We start from the raw sequence: 24,394 nt of genomic DNA, 5'->3' as shown, positions 1-24,394 counted from the left end.
CTTCCACGAGCCGGTGATGGTGGTGTCGGGCACGGTGGCCGTACGGGGCAACGGCATCATCGCGCTCCGGGTGGTGGCGGTGTGGCAGCGGCGGGCGCCGACGCGGGGCCGTCTGCGGCGGCCTCTGTCCGGGTGAGGGGATGGGCGGCCAGGCCGAGGGCGAACAACACGTCCGGATGGGGAGCCGGCTGCTCGCCGGAGGGGGCAAGCAGGCGCCGGTTGGCGAGGCGGGGGATCTGCTCGGGTGACATGTCGGCAGGAAGGCCGGTGACGGTGTGGTGCAGCAGGCGGGTGACGGCGGCGGCCTCGCCGGGGGCGAGGGAGGCGGCGGTGTGGCCTGAGTTGTGCAGGTTCTGCCGCTGTTTGGGGCCCAGCAGGCCGGGGATGGTGGTCAGGTGGATGACGGTGTCGGTGTGGAGGAGCCGGTGGGGGCTGCTGGGCTGATCGAGGTGGGCGGCCAGGGTGGTGGCGGCGCGCTTCAGGCGGTGCGGGGTCCATTCCAGAGCGGAGGCCAGGTCGTCGGGGTGGATGCGGTCGGCCTCGAGCAGGGCGGCGTGCAGCACGGTGGCGTGGCCGGCCGCCTCCGGGGCGGGACGGCGGGTCGGTCCGGACTGGCGCAGGAGGGATTCCGCGGAGGTGTTCAGGGCGCGGGCGAGGGTGAACAGGGTCGCGGCGGGGAGGGTGTGCGGGGTGAGGTGGGTGCCGAAGTCGGCGGTGGGTATGCCGGTCAGCGCGGTCAGGTCCTCGTCGGTGAGCCGGCACTCCATGGCGCGTGTCCGCAGGAGCATCAGGTCGAACACGACCGCGGACGTGCCGCCGGACGGCGCGAGTTGGTCGGTCACGGGCGTAACTCCCCAAGGCGCGGCATCGCATCAGGGGCGGGTGGCGCGGGGGTGTGCAGGTGCCAGCAGCGGGCGGCGGTGTGCCAGTTGTCTCCCACGTGGGGGTGGGCCAGGGCGGGGATCGCGAGCCCGGCGTCGGCGATGAGGGCATCGAGGCGTGGCGTGGTGCCGAAGCAGTTCGCGAACAAGCCGTGATGGTTGGCGGTGCGCGGGGTGCGGCGGCGGAATTCCACGGCCGCGCGCAGCAGGGGGCGGGCGCGGGGCGGGATCGCGTACATGTGCCGGGGTCCGGGAGGTTCACCGATGTGGATCCGCGAGTCGCGGTCGATGGCCACGGTGGTGCCGCCCTCGTCGACGCATCCGATCTGGGTCATCGACAGCAGCGACGTGGCGGTGCCGGTGAACAGCAGGGCCGCCACCGCGGCGGCGCGCAGCGGGTTGGGCAGGCGCACGGTGATCGTGTGCACAACGCGCGCAGTGAGGGGCACGGTGGTGAAGCCCGGTCCCGCGCAACTGGTGAGGTCGTCCGGCACGTTGAGCAGCACCGAGCGGGCCAGGAAGCCGGCCTGGGCGCCGCGCACGCGCGCCACGGTGTGCTGCGGGCTGGGACTTGAGACGGTCAACCGTGCCAGGAACAGCCGCAACGCCTCCGTCTCCTGCAGATTCCAGGGGGTGGGTGCGGCAGGGCCTTCGGCGGGAACGGTGACCTCGGGTCGGGGCGGCCGGGTGCGGGCCAGCCAGGTGCGGGCGGCGGCGTAACCGGCGCGGTACTGGCCGTCGGTGTGGGCGAAGTCCGTGGCGTTCTGGCGGCGCCAGCAGTCCGCGCGGAACGCGGCCACCCCGCTACGGGGCACCGTCGGCAGCGGGTAGACCTGATCGCGCGGGGGCGGGCCGGTGCGGCGGCCGACGGCGGCCGGGCCGATCGCGCCGAGGACGGCGGCCGTGCCGCCTACGGTCACCACGTCCACCAGTCCGGCGGCTGTGAGGTGTTCACGCAGGCGCTGCTCGTCAGCCGGCTCCGGGATGTGGGCAAGGAGCGTGAGGCGGATGCCGGTGTCCGCACGCCACGCGGCCAGGCGGCGCAGCCGCTCCACCGTGAGGCGGTGAGCGCGCAGGACGATCGCCTCGTGCACGTCGGTGACCAGGGTCCAGCAGGTCACCGCCCGCCAGGCCGGGTCGGTGGACATCCGCTCGGCTTCCGGGCGGGAGAACCCGTCGCGGCCCATGGCGCGCAGCACATCCAGCGCGAGGTAGGCCGGGCTGGTGGTGTGCGGGGTGGGATCGACGGTGATCCGGCCGCGGGCGGGATCGGCCCACTGGTAGGCGGCCCGGTGCACCGCGTGGTCGTCATCGCCGTCCAGCAGCAGCCTCACCGGCCGCGCGGCCGCAGCCGCCGACGGCGGCGCGGCGGCCTGCGGAGCGGTGGCGGGAGAGAGCGTGGGTGTGGTCATGGACGCGGTCCGCCCTCGATCCGGTCGGCCACGGCCTTGAGCAGGTGCTGGTCCGGCGTCTGCGCTCCGGTGGTTGCCAGGGCCCGCTGGGTGTGATGGGTGAGCACGGCCCAGCGGCGCAGAGCGCCGCCTGCGAGGCGGGCGTCCAACGCCTGCAGGTCGCCGGCCGCGACGCTCTGCCACAGCGGATGCAGAACGGGAACCGCCTGGGGTATCTGGTCACGGGTGAGCGCAGAGATGTGAAGCCAGCCGGCGCTACGGGTGGCGAGCATCCGCTGGGCGCGCAAGGAGCGTTCGCCACGCCTCGCGGCGATGAGCACCACGCACAGCCCGCCGGGAGTGTCGTCGTGCAGGAAGCGCAGGTACTCGAAGCAGGACGCCGACGGCCGGTCGGCGTCCTCGACCACAACGATCCTCGGCCCCTGGGCCAGGGCACGGCGGATCCAGGCGTCGGCGGCCCCCGGGTCGGCAGGTGGTTCACCGCGCAGACCAAGCTCACGATGGAGGCAGGCACGCAGGTCCGCCGGCACCGGCTGAGCCCGGAAATCCAGCGGAAGGTGGCCGCCGAGGCGGTGTGCCACGCTGCGGACGGCGAAGGTCTTGCCGACCCCGGCATCACCCAGCACGCAGAGGAACCGCCGCTGGGCACAGGCATCGGCGAGCGCATCACCGACGGCGAGCATGCCCGGGGTGAGCAGAGCGCGTACCCCGGGGACGGCGAGGAAGTGCAGGCCGGATGGGACGGCATCTTGCACGACGGTGAAAGGTTCGGCAGCGCCGGCCGGGCCCGGACCGGCCGACGCCGAGCGCGGGGGCGGGGTGGTCAGCACCGCTTCAGGGCCCAGTCCACGACTGCGTCGTCGACCTTGTCGGCCCCCAAGTGCTCCATCCCCTTGATCACATGTTTGGTGACCTTCGCCCACTCCCGGAAGGAGCCGAGCGCGTACTGGGTGTCGATGCGCTTCAGCAGCGCCTCGTCCGCGCCCTTCCACACCGGATGGGAGTCGGGCACAGTCTTGAGGATCTCCTCCTCGATCATCGCCAGGATCTCCAGGCGGATGTAGATCCGCGAAGCCAGCGCCGGGTCACTCTGCAGCGTCTCGTACGCCTCCCGGCCGCCGACGAAGAGGATGGCGGGCTTGGGGTCGCAGTTGTCCCACAGCTTGCGCAGGAACTCGAAGTTCTCCCGCCGGTACTGCTGGGCCTCGTCGCACACGATCACATACGGGCGCCGGGGCAGGCTCTCGCGCAGCAGCTTGTCGAACGCGGTCGGCGTCCCCGGCATCTTGCAGGAGAGGTTCATCTGATGGAACAACTCCTCGCGCAGATCCTTCGGCCCCGGGCGGGAGCGGGCGAAGTCCAGCGGGAGGATCAGATCCGGATTCATCTCCTGGATCGTTGCCCGGGTGCCGAAACTCTTACCGAGCCCCGCATCGCCGTAGATCACCGACATCGCCTTCGACTCGACGGTGTCGACGACGGTGTCCTTGATCTGCAGCAGCGTGTCGGTGGCGACCAACGAGGAGTCCTCGAGGCCGAGGAAGAACTGCGGGCGCAGATCCGGACGGCGCGGCGCCCCCGGCTCGGGCGGCTGCTGCGGCGCGGCAGTAGTGGTGGTCATGCGTCCTCCGAAGACGGAATCCGGGAGTGCGGTGGCCTGGCCGGGGCGTGTCCAGCCGGCCGGGATGGGGGTCAGGGGCTGATACGGCTCCGCGCGTCGGCGGGGAGCAGCAGGCGCTCTATGGCTGGTGCCCGCGAGTTCGGCGAGCGCCTCTTCTTTGGTCATGCGGGTTGCCTGGACGGGCAGTTGGGGTTCGGTAGCAGGCAGATACCGGTCGCGTCTGCGCTCACCGGAGCGCTGCAGTGCCCGGCGCAGGGCAGCGCTGTGCTCCTGGCGGTCGTCAAGGACCTTGGCGCGCTGTTCCTCGGTGGCCTCGTCGCTGAGGAACGCCCGGCCCAGGTAACGGTCGCCGCGGAAGGTGTACAGGTCGATCTCGTGGCTGTGGTGCGGCATCCACCTCACCCGCACCTCGACCCCGATCCGGCCGACACCGTTCTCGGGCATGTAGCAGCGGCCCGCGAACTCCACCCCGTGGCTGGTGATCTTCCGGGGCCGGTGATCGCTCTCCAGCATGAACGCGCGCAGCTCGGCCGGAGTGGGCTCGGGCCGGATCTCTGTAGGGTCGGCCAGCCACGCCTCAAGCGGCGTCACCCCGGTGCGCTTCACCACGTGCTTGGTGTTGTGCTCGTGCACCCACTCCCCCAGGCGCTCCACGAATGCCTCGAAGGTCAACGGCGGGTCCTGGTCGCCGAGGCGTCGGCGGTGATCAAGCCGAGGCGCCTTGGTGTAGCGGGGCAGGTCGGCGAAGAAGCGGGTCATGCTGGTGCGGTTCAGCCGCTCGATCCCGCCCTTGTGGCGGGCGCTGCGCACCCGGTGCACCGGGACGCCGAGTAGGCCGAAAGCTCGCCGGACGGTCTTGGACAGGAAGTCGGCGCCGCCGTCGACCCGTACGAGTTGAGGCAGTCCCCCGGTCGGCCCATAGGGATCCTCCCGCAACACGGACGCCCTCACGGCCGCCAGAACCGAGCCACGGTGCGCGGAGCCGGCGGTGACCGCCCAACCCATCACATAGCCCGTACCGCGGTCCTCGAACCACGTTACCCACACCTTCGACAGCTTCTTGTCGGGCATCATCACGACGAGCGGGGCCTGCTTGTGGTCCCCCTCCCACACATGGTTCCGGGCTACCGCCGGCCGTTGGAAGGCGGGGTCGAAGCCGCGAGCAGCCGGAATGCCCTCCCGCAGGCCCGCCATGAAACCGGGGTCGAGGTCACGGGCGATGGCGTCGTGCAGCGTGGTCAGACCGATCGGCTCCTCCCCCGCCGCCTTGGCGGCACGCACCAGGTGCTCGTGAGCGCGTTTGACGTTGCCCTGGTGGTCAGCGAGGACTTCGATGATCTCGTCGGTGATGCGGAACCGCCTGCGTTCGGGCTTCTCCGTGCTGCCGGTCTCCTCGGCCTGCGCCAGCCAGCGCCACACCTGCCGCACGCTGACGTCCACTGACTCGGCGACCAACCGCACATGCGCGGTGGTCAACTCCCCCGCCCCACGCAACCGCAGCAGCCGGGCCACAGCAGCGGGCCGCAACTCGTCCCGATGCCGCCCCAAGCCCGTCTCCGCAGTCTCCAAGGCACCATCCAGTCTCGTCACCGGTGCCGGCACCCGCGAAACGGGAGGGCGGACAACGGCACGGTGATCACGTACAGCCTCCAACAACGAACAGCGGTTGCATACAGGTCAGTTCAGCCAGACGTATGTGTGTGACGAATGCGTCTGATGCGAGGCTATGAGCCACACATGGGCTTCCCGCCCAGCCGCTCACTCAGACGAGTGGCAGCAGAACGTTCCCGTCAGTTCGATGGACGCACGTGCTAAAGGACCCTCGGGACCGCTGCGGGAATCTGGACCAGCCAGGCTCCGCGACGCCGGCACCGGCGTCGCACTCCCCCGCAGTACCTGCCAAGAACCGCCGGACGCACTCCGCACGCCCAGACGGCTCCGTCAGAACCAGAGAGACAAAGGAGATACGTCGAACACGACGCTGGCCGATGCGGCTCCACGTCACTGCAATATTCGGAGAGCTGTCACCATGATCGGCCGATCCAACTGGCCCTGAACAGCGCGAATATACCTACACGTTAGTGACATACAACGCCAAACATCCCAGTGACATCACAGCCGAACCTCACACCCGTCGTCGCGCCGTTCTTCCTCGCCATCGGCAGCGCCACACACACCAACTACACGGCGCTCTACATCTTCGGCGCGGTCGCCGCCCTCCTCGGGGCCACGGCCATCCGCTTCGTCCGCTCCGTCGCCTGACCGGACACCCCCCACCGCCCTCTCCCTACCGCTGGGACGCCACCCTCATGAGCAACACCGGTTTCGTCAATCCTGAATCCCCTCTGCGGGGCGCCCTCTACCGCGATCCTGCCCAGCCCGTCGGCGTACGCGTCGAGGACCTGCTGGCCCGGATGACCCTGGAGGAGAAGGCCGGCCTGCTTTTCCAGACCATTCTCACCATGGAGCCGGACGGCACCCTGTCCGAGGACCCCGCGCGGACACCCGCACCCACCGCCCGGCACATGGTCGGCGACCTGCACATGACCCACTTCAACTTGCTCGGATCCGGCGACGCCCGGCGGATTGCCGAGTGGCACAACCGGCTCCAGGAACTCGCCGAGCAGTCCCGACTGGGCATCCCGGTCACACTGTCGAGCGACCCGCGCCACTCCTTCACCGACAACCCGGGCACCGCGATGCTCTCCGGCCCTTTCTCCCAGTGGCCGGAGAGCCTGGGCCTCGCAGCCGTCGCCGATCCTGAACTGGTCCGGGACTACGCCGACACCGTGCGCCGCGAGTATCTGTCGGTAGGCATCCGCCTCGCGCTCCACCCGCAGATCGACCTCGCGACCGAGCCGCGCTGGTCCCGTATCAACGGCACCTTCGGCGAGGACGCCGACCTGACCTCCCGCCTGGTCGCCGCCTATATAGAGGGCCTGCGCGGCCCCGGCACCGACGCGGCCCTCGGTCACGACAGCGTCTCCGCCATGGTCAAGCACTTCCCCGGCGGCGGCCCGCAGCTTGACGGCGAGGACCCGCACTTCGAGTACGGCCGCGAGCAGGTATACCCCGGCGGCCGGTTCGACTACCACCTGCGCCCCTTCCGTGCCGCGATCGCCGCCGGGGCCACGCAGATGATGCCCTACTACGGCATGCCGGTCGGTACCCCGTACGAAGAGGTCGGCTTCGGATTCAACAAGGACATCGTCACCGGCCTGCTCCGCGAACAGCTGGGCTTCCAGGGCATCGTCGTGACGGACTGGGGCCTGGTCAGCGACGGGGAGGCATTCGGCCAGCTGCTCCCGGCGCGCGCCTGGGGAGCCGAGGACCTGACTCCGGCCCAGCGCGCCCGCAAGATCCTTGACGCCGGCACCGACCAGTTCGGAGGCGAGCACATCCCCGGGCTGATCGTGGAACTTGTCCGCGGCGGCGAAGTCTCCGAGGAGCGCGTCGACGTCTCCGCGCGACGGCTGCTCACGGAGAAGTTCCGTCTCGGCCTGTTCGACGAGCGGCGCTACGTGGACCCGGACGTCGCGGAGCGGACGGTGGGCCACGCCGATTTCCGCGCCGCCGGCCACGCCGCGCAGCAGCGCGCCGTCACCGTACTCACCGACAGCGGACTGCTTCCGCTCGCCGGACGACCGAAGCTCTACCTGGAGGGCGTCGACCCCGGGACGGCCGCCGCCTACGGGGAGGTCGTCGCCGACCCGGCCGACGCCGACCTGGCCGTGCTGCGCCTCGGCACACCGTTCGAGCCCCGGCCGGGAGGGTTCGAGGCGTTCTTCCACGCGGGCCGGCTGGACTTCGAGCCGGAGCGGCTCAAGGAGATCCTGGCACTGCTGGACGCCCTGCCCACGGTCGTGGCCATCCACTTGGAGCGCCCGGCGGTGATTCCGGAGATCGCGGAGCGGGCCGGCGCACTGGTCGCCGTCTACGGCACCAGCGACCGTGCGCTGCTGGACGTCCTCTTCGGCCGTGCCCGTGCCGAGGGCAGGCTTCCGTTCCAGCTTCCCCGGTCCATGGAGGAGGTCCGCCTGGGCCGCCCCGACGTCCCGCAGGAGAGTACGTACCCGGTCTTCCCGTTCGGGCACGGACTGACCATGTGACAGCCCCGGTCTGTAACGCGATGCCGTCCGATCCGGTGGCGATGGCGACCACACCGGAAAAGTTGGCCAGGGCGTTTCTCGCGTTGAATTCTCCCCTCCCTGGGAGGGGAGAATTCAACAGAGTTGACAGCAGAGAGGCCACGGCCTTCCTCCACGCTGCCTCGCCAGTGCGCGCAGGGTTCCGCCCTCGGCCGCCACCCCATGGTGGAGTTCGTCTTCGACACCGCCTGTACCGTCATCAACCGCCTCACCGAGGGTGCCGACCTGCAGTGGCCGTGCGTGTCACAGTTCCGTCGCCGTGGCGAAGGCCCCGTCGTGATGGACCAGGGCCCGCCCCTGGGCATGGCCGCCACCAGCCTCGATCTGACCGACAACATGCAGGTGGTCACCGACCTGCTGCCGCAGCACCATCCGTGCGGTAAGCCATGCCGGGACGCCGGACAGCAGCGGCAGCCCGTGGACAGCAGGGTCCATTCGGTGTCCACGAAGCGGTCCGTGCCGCTGCGCGCGAAGCGCCGGGCAAGGGGGACGTGCTCCGCGCCGAGGATATGGACGGCGAAGCGGTCGGCGCGCTGGACGGCCGGAGCGGTGGAGGCATGAAGCCCCAGTTACTGAGGTTGTAGGCGTGGTGTCGTCAGTGTGAGGCCGGTCCCGGTGAGGCATCCGTCGATGATGTCGCTGCGGTATTGGATCTGGCGGAGGCTGTGCCGTAGCTGGCGGATGAGGTGGTCGGGGTCGGTGAAGGCGGTGTTGGCCTGGGTGGTCCGACGGAGTACTGACCAGATGCCTTCGACGGGGTTGAGGGGCTCTGGCAAGATTTTCGTAGCCGGAGATCATCCCGGGGCGAGGGTCGGCCGGTCCGCGTAGCGGCGGCGGAGGTGGGCGATCAGTATGACGCGGTGGCGGAGGAGTGGGACGCCGGCGCGTCCGGCCATGAGGCGTTTCTGCAGCTTGACGTCGGTGATGCGACCTTCGTTGACCCCGGAGTTGTAAGGGGTGGTAATGCCCTGGGCGACGGCATGGCGGTCCTCGCGCAGAGCTCCGGCGAGGCCGGCGAGAGGGGCCAGTCCGCTGTTCGCGAGGTCGTCCAACCAGGCTGGCATGGGTGTGGCGTCCCGGTTGTCGAGCATGCTGGCGAACCGGCGGACCAGATCGTGGGTGTGCCTGAGTTCGGGGCAGTGATCGAGAAGCCGGGGCAGGCAGTCGTTGATGTGCGGGCCGCGTCGGCCCGGATGAGTGGTGATCCAGCGGGCGGCTTCGCGTGGGGAGGGCGGCCGCTCGCGTGGCTCGTCCAGCGGCAGTCCCCGCCGGAGGGGTGCGACGGCCATCTTCACGCGCTGGTAGTGGCCAAGGTAGCCCTTGGTTTGGAGTTCCTCGTGCAGAATCTTCGCGCTGTGCTGTCCCTCGTTCCAGCGTTGTTGCAGGTAGTCGAGGTAGGGGTCCAGGGTGGAGGATTTACGGGGCGGGCGGCGCATCACTTCCTGCCAGGTGCGGGCCCGGGCGTACTTGCGCACGGTGCGGCGGTCCAGGCCGAGCTCCCGGGCCACGGAGCTGTGGCTCCGGTCGGCGCTGTTCAGATCATGCACGGCCTCGAACAGCCTTCGGGCGTGGCGCCCGGCCCGGGTGTCCGCCGTGGTGTTCCCGGCGGTCTCCTCGACCGGTGCGGGATCGGTCTCCCTGTCCGGTGGCAGCGCTGCTGTCAGGCAGCCGCGGTGGGCGGAGGCGATGTCCTGAACGCGGCGGGAGAGGCCCTGCCAGAGGTGAAAGCGGTCGCTGACCTGCACGGCGTCGGGGGCACCGCTGGTGATGCCCTGCCGGTAGGTGAGGGATCCGTCGCGGCAGACGACTTCGACACCCGGGTGCTCACGGAGCCAGTGGCTGAGCTGTTCCGCGTCGCGTCCCTTCCAGAGAGTGAGGGGGAGCCGGGTGGTGGCGTCGACCAGGAGGGTGCCGTAGGTGCCGTCGTAGAGCGCGAAGTCGTCCACACCCAGCACCCGGGGTGTCTCCAGTAGTGGAAGTGGCACCCGCATCAGCTGGGACAGGACCGTGCACCGCGAGAGCGCGACGTTCAGGATCCGCAGCATTCGGGCACCCCCGCGGCCGGCCAGTACCACGCCGACGGCCTCCACCAGGCCCTGCAACTCTGGGGTACGCCGCTGGTAGCGCACGGTCAGCCCCGGCACTTGCTCGGCGAAGGTCCCCTTCGGGCAGGTCAGGCTCTCGCAGTACAGACGGCGTACGGACAGCTCAATGCGCAGGGGCCGGCCTCCGAGAGTGACGTCGGCGAGGCGCCGAACATATCGGCTGTGACACCACGCGCTGAGCTGACCGCATCCCGTACATCCCACCCGGGGTACCGGACTTCGTGCGGGCGCGGACCGTCACGACGGCATCGGAGACGTCTGCCGAGACCACCAGCACATTGATCAACTGAGGTAACAGAATTGCCAGTTCAATAGAGCACAATCACAGGCTGCCCCGCTGCGGACCGGCCGACCCTCGCCCCGGGACGATCTCCGGCTACGAAAATCTTGCCAGAGCCACCTTAGGTCGTACCCCGACAGTTGCCCTTGGACGCGGCGATGACCTGGCCTTCGAGGGGCTTCTCCCGGATGTAGTTGCGCTCGATCTGCCCGGCGACGGCCAGGACGGCGAAGAACATGGCGCCCATGCCGTTGGGGTCGTAGATTCCAGTGAGCGGGCCGGTAAGGAGTTCGAGCTGGATGCCGCCGGCTTGGAGCTCGGCGGACAGCGTCATCAGCTCGGCCGCGTTTCTGGCGAGGCGCTTGAGTTCGTGCACCGTGAGGATGACGGGCGTCTCGGGGGCGGCCTCCTTGAACTGGTGGGCCAGGGCGAGCGCCTTCTCCAGCTCGGGCCGGATCTTCACCCGGGTGCTGATCTGCTCCTTGAAGATCTTGTGGCACTCCGCCCAGTAGAGGGCTTCGAGCCGGCTCGCGAGCTCCTGACGGGCGGTCGACGTCCTCGCGTACCCGATTCGGACCGGGCGCTCGGTACGGGGCGCGGGCACAATCGCGAGCGCCGGGCCCTGCTTCCACATGCTGCCGGGGTGGCGGTCGGCGGGGACGAGGACTTCGAGTTCCTCGCGGAGCGCGGGCACGAGGACGAAGCGCGGGGTGTGGTACTTCGCGGCGGTCTTCCCGCCATGGGTGCGGCAGGCTGAGCCGGCGGGCGCGTCACAGTTCGGGCAGTCGTGACGCTATACCGCCAATGCGGCCCAATCGGGCGTGAGGTCCATCCGGGAAGTCTCTCAGAAGCGCCTCGCACAACGCGCCGGTTTCGAGAGGACTTTTGCGAGCGGTGACCTGCGGAAACGTGATCACTGCGGGGGGCTCTCGCAGAACTCTCACAGATGACCATTTATGAGAATGGCCGTGCATGACACTCGTCGCTCTGAGGTCGTCGGTGGCGCCGGATTGCGTTCCGATGGACGGCAGGCCCTGTTTGGGCGAGCGGGTCGAGATGTGGTGCGTGCGGCAGGTCAAATACTGTTGTCGGTCATTCGATCACGCTGTTACGCTCCGCTCGCGTCCTCGACCGCAAAAAAGGAGGTGGGAACCGTGAGCCAGCTGACTCTCATGCGCTCCCACCCTGTTCCGAGGACGCCGAGGATCTGAAGGGAGCGCGTCGCTACCCGGAAGGACCTCTCACGTGACCGATCTGGTCATCCGCCCCCTCGCCACAGGCGAGGAAGCACTTTTCGAATCCCTGCCCGATCCTGGCCTGGTCGGCTTCGCCGCCTTCGGCGACACCTACAGCGGGATGGCCGCCGCCGGTAAGTACCGCCCTGAGTGGACCTGGGTGGCCTTGCGTGACGGCGTCGTCGTTGCGCGGGCAGCTTGGTGGGCCGGGCCAAAAGACAACAAGCCGGTCGCTCTGGACTGGTTTGATTTCACGGACGCCAGTGCAGCCGTACAACTGCTCCACGTCTCGCCGCTGCAGGCCGAGTACTCACTCAAGCTGCCGCCCGGCTGGCGCGACGTCCCCGCACTCCGGGAGCAGGCTCAGGCCCGGATCGATGCGGCCATCGCCGCAGGAATGTCGCCTCTGGTCGAGCGGTTCCGCTACCGCTGGACGCCGGACTGCGGTGTGCCCGCGCGCCCGGGCCGCCTCGAATTCCGTCCCGAGCCCGACGACGCGGCGATCCTTGACGTCTTCCGTCGTATTCACCAGGGCAGTCTCGACGCCCATGTACGCCGCACCGTCGCCGCATCAGGGCTGGAGGTGGCCGCCCGGGAAGAACTGGACCATCTGCACTGGTTGCCAAGCCCGCGCGAGTGGTGGCGCCTTGCCTACAACCCTGCCGGGGAACTCGTCGGCCTGAGCGTCCCCGCCCGCAACTACGGAGACCCTCTCATCGGCTACATCGGCGTCGTGCCCGAGCACCGCGGCCACGGATACGCCTATGACCTGCTCGTCGAGGCCACTCATAAGCTCGCTGACGAGGGTGTGGACCGCATCGTGGCCGGGACTGACCAGACCAACGTTCCGATGGCTGCCCACTTCGCGAGGGTCGGCTACCCCATCGCCCAGGAACGCATCGATCTGATCTAACCCAGAGACAGGAATCGGTGTGGGACTCGGGGTGTGACAACCGAGCCCCACACCTCGCTCCTGCGACTCCTGCCGGGGCTACACACGGGTGAGCCCCGAGCCGTCCTCGTCGTCGTCGAGTTCCGGTGCCTCCGGGTCCCGCAGGGGCCGCAGTGCGCCGGCGGCCGGGGTGGAGGCGGTGAAGCTGTAGCGGCCGAGCACGTTGAGGTTGCGGTGCTTGAGCGGGGACAGCCGGGCGATGTCCTCGTTCCGGATCTCGTGGCCCTCGGCACGGAGCTGGGCGACGGCGGCGTCAATGTAGCGGGTCGTCCAGAGCACGATGGCGTTGAGGACCAGGCCGAGCGAGCCAAGTTGGTCTTATCCGAACTGAGCAGGTTGGCTTCAGGCTGGCAAACACTCGCACCCTCGGCCACCCAAAGTAACGGTTGCATGGGTGTGCCGTGGGGGCGCGAGTTCGGTGTGCAAGCCCCCTCAGCCATGCCGCTCTGCGATAGAACAAGTGGTATGGCTGGTTTCGACTTTGAATTCACGTATACGGCAGCGCAGGAAGCGATCGTCCGCGTATGCCTGTCGGCCGGACGGGCCAGGGCTCACAAGCTCGGCCTCTCATGGCGGTGGCGACATCCCCAGTCACGCCGCTGTATCGTCCGCGTCGATGGCCACTCTCGCACGATTGATCTCCTGGGCTACCGCCTTGAGCGGGACCTTCCCCTCGTTGCCGAGGGCTGCCCGGTCGAAGGTCTCTCTCCAGCACAGCGTGCTCGAATAGGCCGCGGATTGGCTGAGATGATGCTGAGGGGTCGGCACGTCGAGCAGGACGGCCCCATGGTCCTGAGAGGCGTCAGAGAGACCAGCTACTACTACCCGCCGTATGACTATGACTGTCCGTCTGCCCCGCAACTCCACGCCAGGCTCTCCGTCACAGAGGATCTAATCGTGGCCTGGAACTTCGGCGAGATCGCTCCCGAAGTGCTCCTTGAAGAACTCCACACAGCTTGCGAGCTTGTCCTGGAGGAGCTCGTGAACAAGCGGGCTAAGAAGCTTAGCTTCGCCCAGCTCATCGCCGCGGCCGCCGAAGCTGGCCTCTTTCACGGAGCCCACGACAGCGAACCGTCCACGACCGAGCTTCTGGAGGACTTGAAGGATCTGCGTAAAAACGTGCGGCATCGGGCCGCCGAGGGTGCACGCCCCTGGTTGGAGAAGCGCTGGGAGCACGTGTCGGTGTGCCTCGAACGGCTTGTGAGGCACGTCAATGAACAGAACTCTCAGTCCCCGGTTACTCCGCGCTGAGGAGCCCCGCGCTGGTGCGGAAGTCGGTTATGCCCAGGTGGACAGTGGCGTGCCGGGCAGCGAGGTCGCGCATGGCGGCGAGCTTCTGCTCGGCGGCGGCGAGGCTGGCCTCGATCGCGGCGACCTCGCCGAGCCAGCCCTGTTCCTTGGCCTCCTGGAGCCGGTTGAGCGGGTTCGCGTGGATCTCCTTCAGGCGGGGCATCTGCTCGGGATCGGGCCGTAGGACGGGGCATCTGATGCAAGCGTGCTCATGGACGCAGGGGGTGCCGAAGTCGCGAGCGCAGACGCCCAGCGCCACCTTGCGCAGCTCGAAGTGGGCCAGGAAGTCCTGCCACTCCTGCGCGGTGGCTCGCGGTACTCCTCGCTGGGCCGCAGCGTTCGGCGGCGGGCGATAAAGGACCGGTGGTGGTTGATGACGTCCTCGGGGTAGATCGCGGCATATCCGAGTGTCGTGTCGACCGTCCGGTGGCCGCAGATGCGGGCGGCGATGTGCGGGGGCAGCCCGGAGCGGAGGGCGTCCGTCACGAAGATTCTTCGGAAGTCGTGCGGCGTGTACCGAAGTTGCTCGTTGGCGGGTCCGGTGAGCCCGCTCGCGGCGAGGGCGTCGTTGAGGCAGGTGTAGATGTAGTTGCGCGGGATCGCTCGGTCCTCCGGGCCGCAGCGGCGTTGGAAGAGGAACGGCATCGGCGCACTCCAGAGCCGTTCCGGACTGTCGTAGGCGGCGACCAGGGGCATGGCCTGCTGCCCGCGCCGGACGCGGTGGATGATCGCTGTCAGCACCTCGCCGAGTTCTGGCGAGACCAGCAGCAGCCGATCCTGGTCGAGCTTGGACGGGGCGACTTGCAGCATGGGCACGATCTCGCCGGTGGTGGGCAGCCGATAGGCGACGAAGCTGTGGTGGGTAAGCTCCAGCGCTTCCTCGATGCGCATGCCGGTGTGGCGGAGGACCTCGACGATGGCCCAGGCCCAGAACGCGCGTTCTTCCTCGACGGTCAGGTCTCTGCGCCGGCCGGTGGCGGGGTCGTCGGCGTAAACCCGGGACGACACCCCGGCCCGGCGGAGAAGGGTCTCGCCGGCCGGGGTGGTGAAGGGGGCTCCGGCCGGGGTCTCCCGTCCGGTAGCGAGACACGTCTGGGCGTCTTTGAGCTGGCGCTCGACGGCTTTGACCAGGGCGGGGAGCGCGGGCAGGAGGGTGCGGGTGCGCTGGTCCATGGCGGCTTTGCGGCGGGCGCGGTTCTTACTGTGGTCGGTGTCGCTGTCGCTCGTTTTCGAGGACTTTCATCGCGCGTGAGGAGGGGCAAGAGGTATGAGTCGGCCGCCACCGGCCGCCACCGCGTCGCGGACGAGTTGGAGGGCGGTGGTCTTGCCCTCGCCGGCGGGGCCAATGCCCTCACGACGAGGCGGGCGGAGCAGGCAAACGCCTTCGCGAGTCCCCGCTGCCCGGCATCCAGCTCATCGCCCTGGAAGTGGTCGGCGAGCTACGTATCACGTTCCGGTGATGGTTAGTTCGGAGGGGTGCTGCTTCAGGACCAGCATCTTGGGTGCCCGCCTAGTACTGCAGTTGCGGTTCTTCATTTCCCCTGGTCAGCGGCCTGTTTTTGAGTCTAGTGAGCTGACGGTCTGTCATGTTGGTTGCGGTTCGTGACTCACTCGATCGGGGCGCGTTGGCACGCCGAATCGACGATCCTGCACATCGCGTCGCTCAGCCCGGTCCGTGACCAGTACCCCGCCATCTGGCAGTCACAGAAGGCGACGTCCGGGCGCTTCCAGGGGCGGGGTACCCCCTCGGAGGGGGCCGGACCGGCGGACGGCCGAGAGTGCCTGGTGAGCGTTCGATGGAGGTCTTGACCACCGCGTCGGCACCGTCGAGCGGGTGGTGGACCCACTCCAACGCTCTCGTCCCCGGCGAGGAGCGGAAGCGAATCGCCGCACGCCGAGATGAAGGCATCGTGCCGGGCGCGCCGTCACCTGTTCGACGGCGCGCCCGAGGCGGTGGCCGGGACCAGTCATCGTCGGCCTTGAGGAGAGTCGGCATCGGCTCCAGAGGCGCTCGCTGCGCGGCCCGGGGCGGGTGGTTTCGCTCGTTCGGACGGTATGCCCGCGCGCGGCGGGCCACGTCTCCCGAGCCATCCGTGCTTCGCGCTTAGGGTGACGCTCGGAGGTGGAGGATGCGAGTGGGACTGCACGCGCTCGGTATCGGTGGCGGTGCCCGGCCCGAGGTGATCCGTGCGGTGGCCACAGCCGCGGAGACACACGGTTTCGCGAGGCTCTGGTGCGGCGAGCACGTGGTGCTCGTGGACGCGCCCGCGTCTCGCTATCCCTACTCCGCGGACGGCCGGATCGCCGTGCCCGCGGATGCGGACTGGCTGGACCCGCTGCTTGCCCTGACCTTCGCGGCGGCGGTCACCAGCAGGATCGAACTCGCCACCGGCGTGCTCCTGCTGCCTGAGCACAACCCGGTGGTGGTCGCCAAACAGGCCGCCACACTCGACGTGCTTTCCGCCGGGCGGTTCAGCCTCGGGGTCGGGGCCGGCTGGTCGGCCGAGGAATTCGCAGCGCTCGGAGTCCCCTTCGCCGGGCGCGGGCGGCGCACCGACGATTACATCGCGGCGATGCGCACCCTCTGGGCCGAGGACCCGGCCTCCTACACAGGGGAGTTCACCCGCTTCGACGCGATCCGGGTCAACCCGAAGCCGCTGCACGGCGGCCGTCTCCCGGTCGTGGTCGGCGGCAACAGCGACGCGGCCTTGCACCGGGCGGTCACGCTCGCCGACGGCTGGTACGGCTTCGACATCCCGGCGGCCGACGTTCCGGCGCGTATCGCCGCCCTCGCCGACGAATGCTCCCACCGTGGTCGCGCTTTCGACGAGCTCACCGTCGCCGTAGCGCTGAGCGACGGCACCCCGGACCACCTTCCCGCGCTCGACGCAGCGGGCATCACCGAACTCGTTGTCGTCGGCACTCCCCCGCCCGCTCCCGACGCGGCGGCCACCTGGGTCGCGGAACTCGCCCAGACCTGGACTCGCCCGGAAGAATAGCCAGAACTCGCCGGGGACACCGCGCACGGGGTTCTCCGTACGGTTCTGAGGTCGGCCGCGGACCGTACTCCGGGAGGGGCAACCTCGGTGACCAGGCAAAAGGGAAACGATCTTGATCCAGATGGGAAGCCGTCCCAGCAGAAACGCTCATAGCCGCAGGTCAGCAGATTGTGTCGGTTAGCCAACGGAGCGGCCCGCGAGTTCGTCTCGGCCCCTCGGATCGGCGGCTGTCTGCTCCAAGCCCTCGCATCCTGAGCCAACGTCAGTGCATGTCCGCGCGCCTCTCATCGAGCCCGAACTGAGAGATGGGAGAGTTCCCGATCATGTCCACAGAGTCCGGCTTCCTGCCGCCTGGTGATCCGATGGTCGAGGCTGTCGCACGGCTTCTGTATGGTGCCGACGCAGCCGAGGTGAACCGCCTCCAGGAGTCCGGCGAGGTGAACGCCGGGAGCATCGAAGTCATGTGGCCGCCGAGACCTGCGGAAGCGTCCATCGGCGGGCCGGGATACCACCCGGACGGGTAGCTCACGCAGTCGGCCCTCCACTACAAAGCCGAGCTGACGGCGGAGAGAGCCAGTGATGCTTCGTTGTGCGCGAAGATCCGCACTTGGCACTTGTGGTTTCGATGCTCATGGAAGATGAAACGAAGCAGCAAGACCGCGGCTTCTGCCGCGTACCCCTTGCGACGACGCTGCACCGATCGTGATGCCGTACTCGAACCAGCCGATACGCGCGTCAGCCTGGTGCGAGCCAACAGCACCGGCCATTTCCCCTGTGCAGACGTCTTCTCCGCGGGCCGGGGTGGACTGACCAGGTCACCCCGGCTCTCTTCCTCTTCCGTGAACGCGTGAACGCAGGCGCTTCCCTGAGACCACCCACTTCGAGGGCCACGCCGCCTGTCTCATGAGACATACCAGAGGCGAGGCCTGGTCCGTCTCAACGACCGCGACGGCGGTGCGCGGACCGGTACCAGCGTCGAGGCGGCGCAGTCCCGTGCGCTCTCTGGCCGGTCGGGCGCGCGACCTCGCGAAGCCCTATCGGGCGCAACGTACGTGGCGTTCGGTCAAGGCGGTTGCTGGGCGTCGGAACCCCGACGACAGCTGGGCCTTCCCGCCGACCGTACGGCTGCCCTTCTCGTCCGCCGTTGCCCGGTTGGCGGGATTTTCTTTGCCTTCTGTTGACAACGGAAAGGGAGAGACACTTAGGTTTGCCTTACCAAAGTTGGGGTGGGAGAACCGCATGAGACACAACACGACTTCCCGGATCCGCCCGGGAAGCGGACTTTTCAGACCTGGCGTCCCGCACGGACGGCGCCGCTCCGCCTCGTTGCTCACGGCGGGCGCCCTGGTCCTCGCCTCGGTGACCGCCGGCTCGGTCGCACAGGCCGCCGGCTCGCCCAGGACCGGGCTCGGCGAGGACGGCCAGAAACTCACCGTCTCCGCCTCCACCGGCCTCGATCCGGCCGGGGAGACGATCCGGGTCACCGGCGAGGGGTACGACACCACCAAGGGCATCTACGTCGCCTTCTGCAAGGACAACGGCGACGGCCGCATCCCCAGCCCCTGCCTGGGCGGCGCCGACATGACGAGCGGCACCGGCTCCTCGAAGTGGATCGTCCCCAAGGGCGATACGTACGAAGGGGAGATGGCCACCGCGTACGGGGACGGCGGGACCTTCGACATCAGTATCGGTGTCGCGCTCAAGGGGGACGGCCTCGACTGCACCCAGGTCACCTGCTCGGTCGTCACCCGCGTCGACCACCGCGCGAGCGGCGACCGCTCCCAGGACGTACGCATCCCCCTGGCCTTCGCCGGGCAGGGCACCGGCGGCGGCGACGGCGGCATCGGCGAGGGCGTACCACCGGGCACCGTCGACTACCGGCAGTCGGCCGAGTTCACCAGCGCGGGCAAGCCACTGGACCTGCTGCTGCACCCCGACTCCGGGAAGCTGTACGTCGGCGCGGACACCGTCCCCGACACCACGGCGAACGAACAGGGGCTGTACGCACTCGACCCGGCGGACGGCACGGTCCGCAGCCACATCAGCCAGGCACCGGGCGCGGGCGGCGCGATGGCGGCCCGCCGGGTCACCCAGATCGCCGCGCCGCTCGCCGGAGACGGTGTCGTCTTCCACTACCCGCTGCGCGGCATCGGCACCGCCCAGGACGGCGACGAGAGCGCGCGGGGCGTCTGGCTCAGCGGCGCCACCGTCACCGCCACGGGGCCCGGCCACGGTCCCGGCACGGTCCTGGTCCAGCAGGGCGCCCTCCTCTCCGAGATCGAGACCGCCACCGGCACGCCCACAAAGACCCTCACCCTCGGCGGAGGCACCAGACTCGGCGTGGACACCGCGCGCGGTGCCGCCTGGTCGGGTTACGCGAACGGGCAGCTGAGCCGTATCGACACCGAAACCCTCGAAGTGACCGCCACCGCCCAACTCCCCTCCGGAAACCTCTGGTTCATCAAGACCGATCCGGCCGGCGGCAACGTCTGGGCGGGCATCGGGAACGCCGTCCACATCTACGACAAGGACGCGAACCCCCTGACCGTCATCGAAGGGGAGGACCGCGCGGTGGCCGTCGCCTTCGACACCGCCACCGGACGGGCGTTCCAGGTCTGGCAGGACAACGGACACACCGGCGGCGGCGACGACAACAACGGCGCCCTGACGGTCTACGACACAACGACGTTCGAGGAGACCGCCGAGCCGACCGTACTGCCGGGCAACCACGGCCAGTCGGGCCAGGCATCGGTGGCCGTCGCGCCGGGCGGGGCAACGGCCTACGTGACCAGCCCGGCCGAAAGCAAAATCACCAAGTTCGACCGCCGGATGTCGCCGAGGGTCACCGAACCACCGGTGGACCGGTCGGCCGAGCCCGGTGACACGGTCGCCTTCACCGCCGTCGCCGAGGGCGAGCCCGAGCCGTCCGTACGGTGGCAGGTCAGCCCCGACGGCGCCCAGACCTGGAACACCATCGACAACGCCACCGCCACCACGTACACCTTCACCGCCCGTACGACACAGGACGGCTACCAGTACCGCGCCGAATTCACCAACGCGGCGGGAACCACCCGTACCGTCCCCGTGACCCTCACGGTCACGGAGAAGGACACCTCAAGCGGCGGCACGACGACAGGCGGCGGCGCGACGGACGGTGGCACGACGACAGGCGGCGGCGACGCGGGCGGTGGTGCCACCGGCGGGGACGCGGGCGGCCAGGACCCGGGGCCGGACGACGGGGAGACCAACGGAGGCGGAACCGACGCCGGGGGAACCGACAGCGGTGGAACCGACGGCGGAACGGCCACCGCAGGAGGCTCCGAAGCCGCAGGCGGAGCAGGTGAAACAAGCGGAACGGGCGGAACCGATACCGGGGGAACCACAGGCACAACAGGGGAAACAGCCACGACAGGCACCTCGGGCACGACCGGGACCGGCACGGTAGTGAACGGCGGCGGCAGCCTCGCCTCCACCGGCGTGACAGCCCTCGCCCTCACCGCCCTGGCCGCCCTCCTCATCGCCTCCGGCTGGCTCGTCCACCGACGCTCTTCCCGGCCGGCACCGTAGAAAACACGGCATAGGAAGCACGGCAAACGAGCCGTGCTGACGGCCGCCTGTGGAGCCCCCGGGCGCTTCCCCGGAACGTCCGGGCTCCACAGGGCGGGCGCGCAACACGGCTGCGACGGCCAGTACGGCTCCCACGCCGGCCCTGCCCACAACAATCGGCAAACTCCCGGGGCAGACCGAAAGGCCACACTCGCACAGCGCAGACCATGCGGCGTAGACATCGCCAATCGGTACGGAGTACCTGACGCCGTCACCTGCCGGCCGGCAATCCACCGAGACTACGAACACAGCTACACAACGCGCCAGTTCACCGCACACCACATGCGCCTCGGGGTGGGCTCACCCATGGGCCGGCAGGTGCGTACCGGGACCGGTCCGGCGGCCCCCGGGGCAAGGCTGTCCTCCACGATGACACCTGTGGAGTCCCACACGGCAAACTTCCCGGCCGCTCACCGTCCTGCCCGTTCCCGGGGCCGGAGTCCAACTCGGCTGCCCAGTAGCGTGATTGTCTCGCGCACCTGTACGGAAGAGCGGCCGACCAGCGCCACACCGCCGCCGAGCAGAACCCGACCATGACGACGGTGAAGCCGTGCACCACAACGACCGTCATACCCCCGGCGAGAGCGGCGATCCCGCTGGTGCGCACCGTAGTGACCGGACCGGCCCGGCCGACAAAGTAATCGCTGCCGAGCCGGACCGCCACCACGGTGCACCCGAAGACGGTGCAGCCGATCACGGCCGAACCCTGACTCGTACACACCACGCGGTTGAGGTGGACCGGCAATCCAACTGGATGTGAAGCCCTCAGCGAAACAGACACAGAACCCAACCAGGCCAATCAGCAAGACCCTGCCGGCCGGAATACTGAACCGGAGCGGCACGGGGCCCCGAACGACTGCGGCTGCGGCGTCGGCGTGCGCGCACCGACGGCCGCGGTGGCGTCCGCCTGCTCCGTCGGCGCTGCCGGGCGCCCGGCAGCGCCGACGGAGCAGTCAGGTTGAACAGCAGCAACAGACCCGCAGCGGCCCGCAGATTAGCCCGGCAGCCGATTCCGCACACGGCCGCCAACGCGCCGATGCCGGACCCGATGAACGCGCCGCCGCCCACAGCCCGCGCAGGCCAGGCAAAATCAACTCGCCCAACCCGGCCTCAAACACCACGACCAGCGAAGCTGATCGCTACGCCGACCAAGCCCACGCTCACCCCAAGAAAGAGGAACACCAGGCAGCCGGCCTGCGGCAGGATCACGATCCCGCCGCAGGCCCGCGCCATCAACGCGAAGCCCAACTGACCAGAGGCCAACCGCAGCCCGTCAGCCATCGCCGACAGCCGGGAAGCCAGACTGCCAGCTGCGACGCCGCTGAGCAGGAACAGCGCGGAAATCGTCGGCCGGTCCCGACTGACCCACGCCCGCCACGCCCGGCCCACCGTCCCTTCCAGCCAATGAAGGCTCATCCGGTGCCCTCAACGGCAGACACGACCGCCGGGGTGACGAAATGCGTGCGTTCAATGGGGAGCACCGGGGCCTCCGAGGCGGGTTCGGGCCGGTGAGGTCTCCGGGCGTCTCTCGGGGTTGTTCACCTGCGGTACGGCAGCCTCCCCCGATGACGCCGTGATCACGCGGGCCCGATCACGCGGGCCGCCGGTGTGTCGGTTCTCGACGTTGGCCGCAGCTTCCCTTTCTGCGGCCAACGGTACGTGCGTTCGTACCCGCCGCTGGGCGGCGGCGTCACGACCACCTGGTACGCGACCCGGCCGTCCCCGTACGCCAGCCGGGCGAGCACCGAGGACGGCAGCCACCGGCCATCGATCCGCACATGCAGAGCCGGGCCCTTCCCCGCCCGCCACAACCACACCCCAGGCGGCTCATCGTCCTCCGCCCGCCACTGCGCCGCCTGTTCCAGCTCATCCATGACGACCGCCACCGCCCGGCCCAGGCCGCCCCATGGCCTCAGGGCCGGGCGCCGGTTCCTGTGGCCTCCCGGCCCAGCCGGAAGCACCGGCTTGTCGGCGCAGCCGCCCGATCCGGATGGACAGCCGGAGCAGCCACAGCGAGGAGATCGCGGTCGGCGGCGAGACGGAGCCGGTGATCGTGAACCTGAGCGCACGGATTTCGAACACCAAATCGAAGCACGACAGGCTCACCACCGAACAGCTCACCGCCCTCGCCGCGCTCAGCATGGACTGCGCGGGACCATGGGACGGCCCGCTGCCCGGAAGGGCGTCGGGCCGTCGAAGCGGGTCAGGTTGAGGTCAGCCAGTCTGGGCGGAGTCGAGATGGCGGGTGTCACCGAGGCTGACGACTTGGCGGTTGCGGAAGAAGTCGTCTTCGCGCAGTGTGGTGATGCTGCCGGAGGGCGCCCGGAAACTGGCATAGCCGGCTGACTCGATCGGCATCTTGATCCAGGACGCCACGACGCACGTCAGAGAGCCGCCGTGGGTCACACTGATCTGGTGTTCGCAAGGGGTGCGCAGGATCTCGTCCATGGCTGCGTAGATGCGCCGCGCCCACGACGCCTTGGTCTCCGCACCCTGCACGCCCTCGTCGTGGTCCATCCGTTCCCCGGCAGCCGGCGGCGGGATAAAGCGCCGGTCGAGCCACTCCTGCGGCCTTCCCTCCGCCTCGCCGTAGGACTTCTCCCGCAGCCTGCGATCCAGGACCGGCTTCACGCGGAATGCTTCGGCCACCTCATCCGCCGTGCGCAGGGTGCGCTGCAGATCCGAGGAGAACAGCCCCACCTCGGCGCCGTCCGGAATCTGGGACCGCAGCGCCTGGGCGATGGAGACCGCCGCACGGACGCCGGCGGACGTCAGCTGCGAGTCATGCCATCCGCCGACGACTCCCTCGACGTGATGCGCCGCCTCCGGATGGGTGACGACGTAAAGAGTGCGCATGAGTGCGTGCCCTCCTGTAGGTAGCGTCCTGCCTGGTTGCAGGCCGTAACTATGGAAGAGCGGCTTCGCAACCATCAAGCGGGTTCTTCGGCTCGGGCTCGGGTGCTGGCAAGGCGGTAGGAGTCGGTGCCGGTCTCGATGATCGTGCCGTTGAAGGCGAGGCGGTCGACGATGGCCGCGCAGAGGCGTGGATCGGTGAAGGTCTTGGTCCAGCCGCCGAAGAACTCGTTGGAGGCGATGGCGACGCTCTTCTTCTCCTCGCATTCGGTCAGGACTTGGAAGAGGAGTTCGGCTCCGTGCAGTCGAGTTCCACGTAGCCGAGTTCATCGATCTACACCGATATCCGCATAGATCGACCCATAATGAGACCGCGACTATGCCGAGCAGGCTGGCTGCGCACGAGGCCACAACTCTCGCGAGGGCTGCTCTGGTCTGCATAGTCGCGGCGTCGGAAAGGGTTCAGGGAGATCCCCGGTGAGTACCGAGATGCGTACTCAGCTACGACGACGACTTGGGCGTGAACGCCACCTGCCTGGCCCGCCGTTCACTGCTGATCTCGGATCAGTTGCCCTTGTTGTTGAGACGTACTGCGCGTAGCGATGACGTGCGTCGGTCAGGCTCTCCGCCCCGTTGGGGCCGCCCCAGACCTCGTCGGCGTTCGGGTCGTCCTGGCCGTCATCTTCCCAACTGCACTCGTCACAGACCTGGAAGTGTCCCCGGGCTTCCAGGGTCAAGAGCTTGCAGCAAGGACAGGCATACGGACCGCCACGGGGCGGGCATGGCTCGCACGGCTCTTCGGGCGTCATCACACGTTGAGTGTTGCATTCCTGGGAAGAAGCTCTGCTCTTGTCGCGTCAGAGGCTGTCCCGGCCAACGTCCCGCTCCCCTGCTTCGCCCTGCTCCGACACTCCAGTACATCAAGGCCCACGGGACGGGCGGGAAGAGTCCGCAGACACCCGGCCCCAACGAGCGACACAGGGCCGGCCGACCCCGGCGCACCGGTCGGGGC

General features: G+C 69.1%; 21 protein-coding genes and 4 pseudogenes. 7 read left to right on the top strand and 18 right to left on the bottom strand.

The features are described 5' to 3' along the window. Positions 1 to 56: 56 nt before the first annotated feature. From DVK44_RS36145 to DVK44_RS37505, 4 genes are all read right to left on the bottom strand, one after another. On the bottom strand, positions 57 to 842 hold the full coding sequence (locus DVK44_RS36145) for a hypothetical protein (RefSeq protein WP_114664767.1): 786 nt from the start codon (positions 840 to 842) through the stop codon (positions 57 to 59). Beyond that, positions 839 to 2,293 carry a carboxymuconolactone decarboxylase family protein gene (locus tag DVK44_RS36140; protein ID WP_114664766.1) on the bottom strand — a complete coding sequence of 485 codons (1,455 nt, stop codon included), beginning with the start codon at positions 2,291 to 2,293 and terminating at the stop codon, positions 839 to 841. The genes DVK44_RS36145 and DVK44_RS36140 overlap by 4 nt, the downstream gene beginning before the upstream one ends. Next, positions 2,290 to 3,048, bottom strand: coding sequence for an ATP-binding protein (locus DVK44_RS36135; protein WP_114665672.1), 759 nt, complete (start codon positions 3,046 to 3,048; stop codon positions 2,290 to 2,292). The genes DVK44_RS36140 and DVK44_RS36135 overlap by 4 nt, the downstream gene beginning before the upstream one ends. Before the next feature lie 68 nt (positions 3,049 to 3,116). Continuing rightward, positions 3,117 to 5,462, bottom strand: coding sequence for an AAA family ATPase (locus tag DVK44_RS37505; RefSeq protein ID WP_228447538.1), 2,346 nt, complete (start codon positions 5,460 to 5,462; stop codon positions 3,117 to 3,119). Positions 5,463 to 6,020: 558 nt separating this feature from the next. On the opposite strand from DVK44_RS37505, the gene DVK44_RS36620 reads away from it, so the two are divergent. Then, positions 6,021 to 6,176, top strand: a complete 156-nt coding sequence (locus DVK44_RS36620; protein WP_162794235.1) for a hypothetical protein — start codon at positions 6,021 to 6,023, stop codon at positions 6,174 to 6,176. Positions 6,177 to 6,223: 47 nt separating this feature from the next. Further along, positions 6,224 to 8,023, top strand: a complete 1,800-nt coding sequence (locus DVK44_RS36120; RefSeq protein WP_114664765.1) for a glycoside hydrolase family 3 protein — start codon at positions 6,224 to 6,226, stop codon at positions 8,021 to 8,023. 282 nt (positions 8,024 to 8,305) lie between these two features. Here the strand turns inward: DVK44_RS36120 and DVK44_RS36615 are convergent, their stop codons facing one another. The 5 genes and pseudogenes from DVK44_RS36615 to DVK44_RS38055 all read right to left on the bottom strand — a co-directional run. Further along, on the bottom strand, positions 8,306 to 8,497 hold the full coding sequence (locus DVK44_RS36615) for a flavin reductase family protein (RefSeq protein WP_162794234.1): 192 nt from the start codon (positions 8,495 to 8,497) through the stop codon (positions 8,306 to 8,308). 134 nt (positions 8,498 to 8,631) lie between these two features. After that, positions 8,632 to 8,826 (bottom strand): annotated as a pseudogene (locus DVK44_RS36110) (IS630 family transposase); the annotation flags it as partial. 30 nt (positions 8,827 to 8,856) lie between these two features. Continuing rightward, positions 8,857 to 10,371, bottom strand: coding sequence for an ISL3 family transposase (locus tag DVK44_RS36105; RefSeq protein ID WP_114664763.1), 1,515 nt, complete (start codon positions 10,369 to 10,371; stop codon positions 8,857 to 8,859). Between the two features lie 197 nt (positions 10,372 to 10,568). Next, positions 10,569 to 11,081, bottom strand: coding sequence for a recombinase family protein (locus DVK44_RS36100; RefSeq protein WP_114665670.1), 513 nt, complete (start codon positions 11,079 to 11,081; stop codon positions 10,569 to 10,571). Positions 11,082 to 11,126: 45 nt separating this feature from the next. Continuing rightward, positions 11,127 to 11,228, bottom strand: a pseudogene (locus DVK44_RS38055) (zinc finger domain-containing protein); the annotation flags it as partial. Positions 11,229 to 11,692: 464 nt separating this feature from the next. Between DVK44_RS38055 and DVK44_RS36095 the strand changes: the two are divergent. Next, a complete protein-coding gene (locus DVK44_RS36095; RefSeq protein ID WP_114664762.1) occupies positions 11,693 to 12,595 on the top strand; it encodes a GNAT family N-acetyltransferase in 903 nt (300 codons plus the stop codon). Between the two features lie 78 nt (positions 12,596 to 12,673). Here DVK44_RS36095 and DVK44_RS36090 read toward each other — a convergent pair. Next, positions 12,674 to 12,952: pseudogene (locus DVK44_RS36090) on the bottom strand (Tn3 family transposase); the annotation flags it as partial. A 147-nt stretch (positions 12,953 to 13,099) separates the two neighbouring features. On the opposite strand from DVK44_RS36090, the gene DVK44_RS36610 reads away from it, so the two are divergent. Next, a complete protein-coding gene (locus DVK44_RS36610; protein ID WP_162794233.1) occupies positions 13,100 to 13,885 on the top strand; it encodes a hypothetical protein in 786 nt (261 codons plus the stop codon). On the opposite strand, the gene DVK44_RS37500 is transcribed toward DVK44_RS36610, so the two are convergent. From DVK44_RS37500 to DVK44_RS38020, 3 genes are all read right to left on the bottom strand, one after another. After that, complete coding sequence (locus DVK44_RS37500; RefSeq protein WP_228447535.1) at positions 13,872 to 14,087, bottom strand: hypothetical protein; 216 nt, start codon at positions 14,085 to 14,087, stop codon at positions 13,872 to 13,874. The genes DVK44_RS36610 and DVK44_RS37500 overlap by 14 nt on opposite strands. Then, the gene (locus DVK44_RS36080; RefSeq protein ID WP_228447533.1) at positions 14,075 to 15,097 is read right to left on the bottom strand and encodes a tyrosine-type recombinase/integrase; all 1,023 of its coding nucleotides are present in this window, start codon (positions 15,095 to 15,097) and stop codon (positions 14,075 to 14,077) included. Before DVK44_RS36080 ends, DVK44_RS37500 begins: the two co-directional genes overlap by 13 nt. A gap of 66 nt (positions 15,098 to 15,163) precedes the next feature. Then, the gene (locus tag DVK44_RS38020) at positions 15,164 to 15,271 is read right to left on the bottom strand and encodes an AAA family ATPase (protein WP_408055426.1); all 108 of its coding nucleotides are present in this window, start codon (positions 15,269 to 15,271) and stop codon (positions 15,164 to 15,166) included. Between the two features lie 782 nt (positions 15,272 to 16,053). Here DVK44_RS38020 and DVK44_RS36070 point away from each other — a divergent pair. Both DVK44_RS36070 and DVK44_RS36060 read left to right on the top strand, forming a co-directional pair. After that, positions 16,054 to 16,923 carry an LLM class F420-dependent oxidoreductase gene (locus DVK44_RS36070; protein WP_114664760.1) on the top strand — a complete coding sequence of 290 codons (870 nt, stop codon included), beginning with the start codon at positions 16,054 to 16,056 and terminating at the stop codon, positions 16,921 to 16,923. Between the two features lie 1,239 nt (positions 16,924 to 18,162). Next, entirely contained in the window at positions 18,163 to 20,490 is a 2,328-nt protein-coding gene (locus tag DVK44_RS36060) for an immunoglobulin domain-containing family protein (RefSeq protein ID WP_114664759.1), read from the top strand. 1,149 nt (positions 20,491 to 21,639) lie between these two features. Here the strand turns inward: DVK44_RS36060 and DVK44_RS36055 are convergent. Next, positions 21,640 to 21,945, bottom strand: a complete 306-nt coding sequence (locus DVK44_RS36055; RefSeq protein ID WP_114664758.1) for a hypothetical protein — start codon at positions 21,943 to 21,945, stop codon at positions 21,640 to 21,642. A 161-nt stretch (positions 21,946 to 22,106) separates the two neighbouring features. Further along, positions 22,107 to 22,403 (bottom strand): hypothetical protein, encoded by a 297-nt coding sequence (locus DVK44_RS36050; protein ID WP_162794232.1) that lies wholly within the window; start codon positions 22,401 to 22,403, stop codon positions 22,107 to 22,109. 116 nt (positions 22,404 to 22,519) lie between these two features. Between DVK44_RS36050 and DVK44_RS36045 the strand changes: the two genes are divergently transcribed. Beyond that, positions 22,520 to 22,741, top strand: a complete 222-nt coding sequence (locus tag DVK44_RS36045) for a hypothetical protein (RefSeq protein WP_114664756.1) — start codon at positions 22,520 to 22,522, stop codon at positions 22,739 to 22,741. Between the two features lie 2 nt (positions 22,742 to 22,743). Here DVK44_RS36045 and DVK44_RS36040 read toward each other — a convergent pair whose 3' ends face one another. The 3 genes and pseudogenes from DVK44_RS36040 to DVK44_RS36030 all read right to left on the bottom strand — a co-directional run bounded on the left by DVK44_RS36040 (position 22,744) and on the right by DVK44_RS36030 (position 24,191). Beyond that, a complete protein-coding gene (locus DVK44_RS36040; protein WP_114664755.1) occupies positions 22,744 to 23,385 on the bottom strand; it encodes a histidine phosphatase family protein in 642 nt (213 codons plus the stop codon). A gap of 74 nt (positions 23,386 to 23,459) precedes the next feature. After that, positions 23,460 to 23,716, bottom strand: a pseudogene (locus DVK44_RS36035) (ATP-binding protein); the annotation flags it as partial. A 163-nt stretch (positions 23,717 to 23,879) separates the two neighbouring features. Continuing rightward, on the bottom strand, positions 23,880 to 24,191 hold the full coding sequence (locus DVK44_RS36030) for a CPCC family cysteine-rich protein (protein WP_114664754.1): 312 nt from the start codon (positions 24,189 to 24,191) through the stop codon (positions 23,880 to 23,882). Positions 24,192 to 24,394: the final 203 nt, after the last annotated feature.

Source organism: Streptomyces paludis, assembly GCF_003344965.1.
GTDB lineage: Bacteria > Actinomycetota > Actinomycetes > Streptomycetales > Streptomycetaceae > Streptomyces > Streptomyces paludis.
The sequence above is the reverse complement of the archived record's forward strand: the minus strand, read 5'-3'. Positions and strand labels throughout refer to the sequence as shown.

What these genes read in the sequence shown, in the direction of transcription:
- DVK44_RS36140 (WP_114664766.1), bottom strand. Translation starts at nt 2,293, where the DNA reads ATGACCACACCCACGCTCTCTCCCGCCACCGCTCCGCAGGCCGCCGCG.
- DVK44_RS36120 (WP_114664765.1), top strand. Translation starts at nt 6,224, where the DNA reads ATGAGCAACACCGGTTTCGTCAATCCTGAATCCCCTCTGCGGGGCGCC.
- DVK44_RS36615 (WP_162794234.1), bottom strand. Translation starts at nt 8,497, where the DNA reads ATGGACCCTGCTGTCCACGGGCTGCCGCTGCTGTCCGGCGTCCCGGCA.
- DVK44_RS36100 (WP_114665670.1), bottom strand. Translation starts at nt 11,081, where the DNA reads ATGTGGAAGCAGGGCCCGGCGCTCGCGATTGTGCCCGCGCCCCGTACC.
- DVK44_RS36610 (WP_162794233.1), top strand. Translation starts at nt 13,100, where the DNA reads ATGGCTGGTTTCGACTTTGAATTCACGTATACGGCAGCGCAGGAAGCG.
- DVK44_RS37500 (WP_228447535.1), bottom strand. Translation starts at nt 14,087, where the DNA reads ATGCCCCGCCTGAAGGAGATCCACGCGAACCCGCTCAACCGGCTCCAG.
- DVK44_RS36080 (WP_228447533.1), bottom strand. Translation starts at nt 15,097, where the DNA reads ATGGACCAGCGCACCCGCACCCTCCTGCCCGCGCTCCCCGCCCTGGTC.
- DVK44_RS36070 (WP_114664760.1), top strand. Translation starts at nt 16,054, where the DNA reads ATGCGAGTGGGACTGCACGCGCTCGGTATCGGTGGCGGTGCCCGGCCC.
- DVK44_RS36060 (WP_114664759.1), top strand. Translation starts at nt 18,163, where the DNA reads ATGAGACACAACACGACTTCCCGGATCCGCCCGGGAAGCGGACTTTTC.
- DVK44_RS36055 (WP_114664758.1), bottom strand. Translation starts at nt 21,945, where the DNA reads ATGAGCCTTCATTGGCTGGAAGGGACGGTGGGCCGGGCGTGGCGGGCG.
- DVK44_RS36050 (WP_162794232.1), bottom strand. Translation starts at nt 22,403, where the DNA reads ATGGATGAGCTGGAACAGGCGGCGCAGTGGCGGGCGGAGGACGATGAG.
- DVK44_RS36045 (WP_114664756.1), top strand. Translation starts at nt 22,520, where the DNA reads ATGGACAGCCGGAGCAGCCACAGCGAGGAGATCGCGGTCGGCGGCGAG.
- DVK44_RS36040 (WP_114664755.1), bottom strand. Translation starts at nt 23,385, where the DNA reads ATGCGCACTCTTTACGTCGTCACCCATCCGGAGGCGGCGCATCACGTC.
- DVK44_RS36030 (WP_114664754.1), bottom strand. Translation starts at nt 24,191, where the DNA reads ATGACGCCCGAAGAGCCGTGCGAGCCATGCCCGCCCCGTGGCGGTCCG.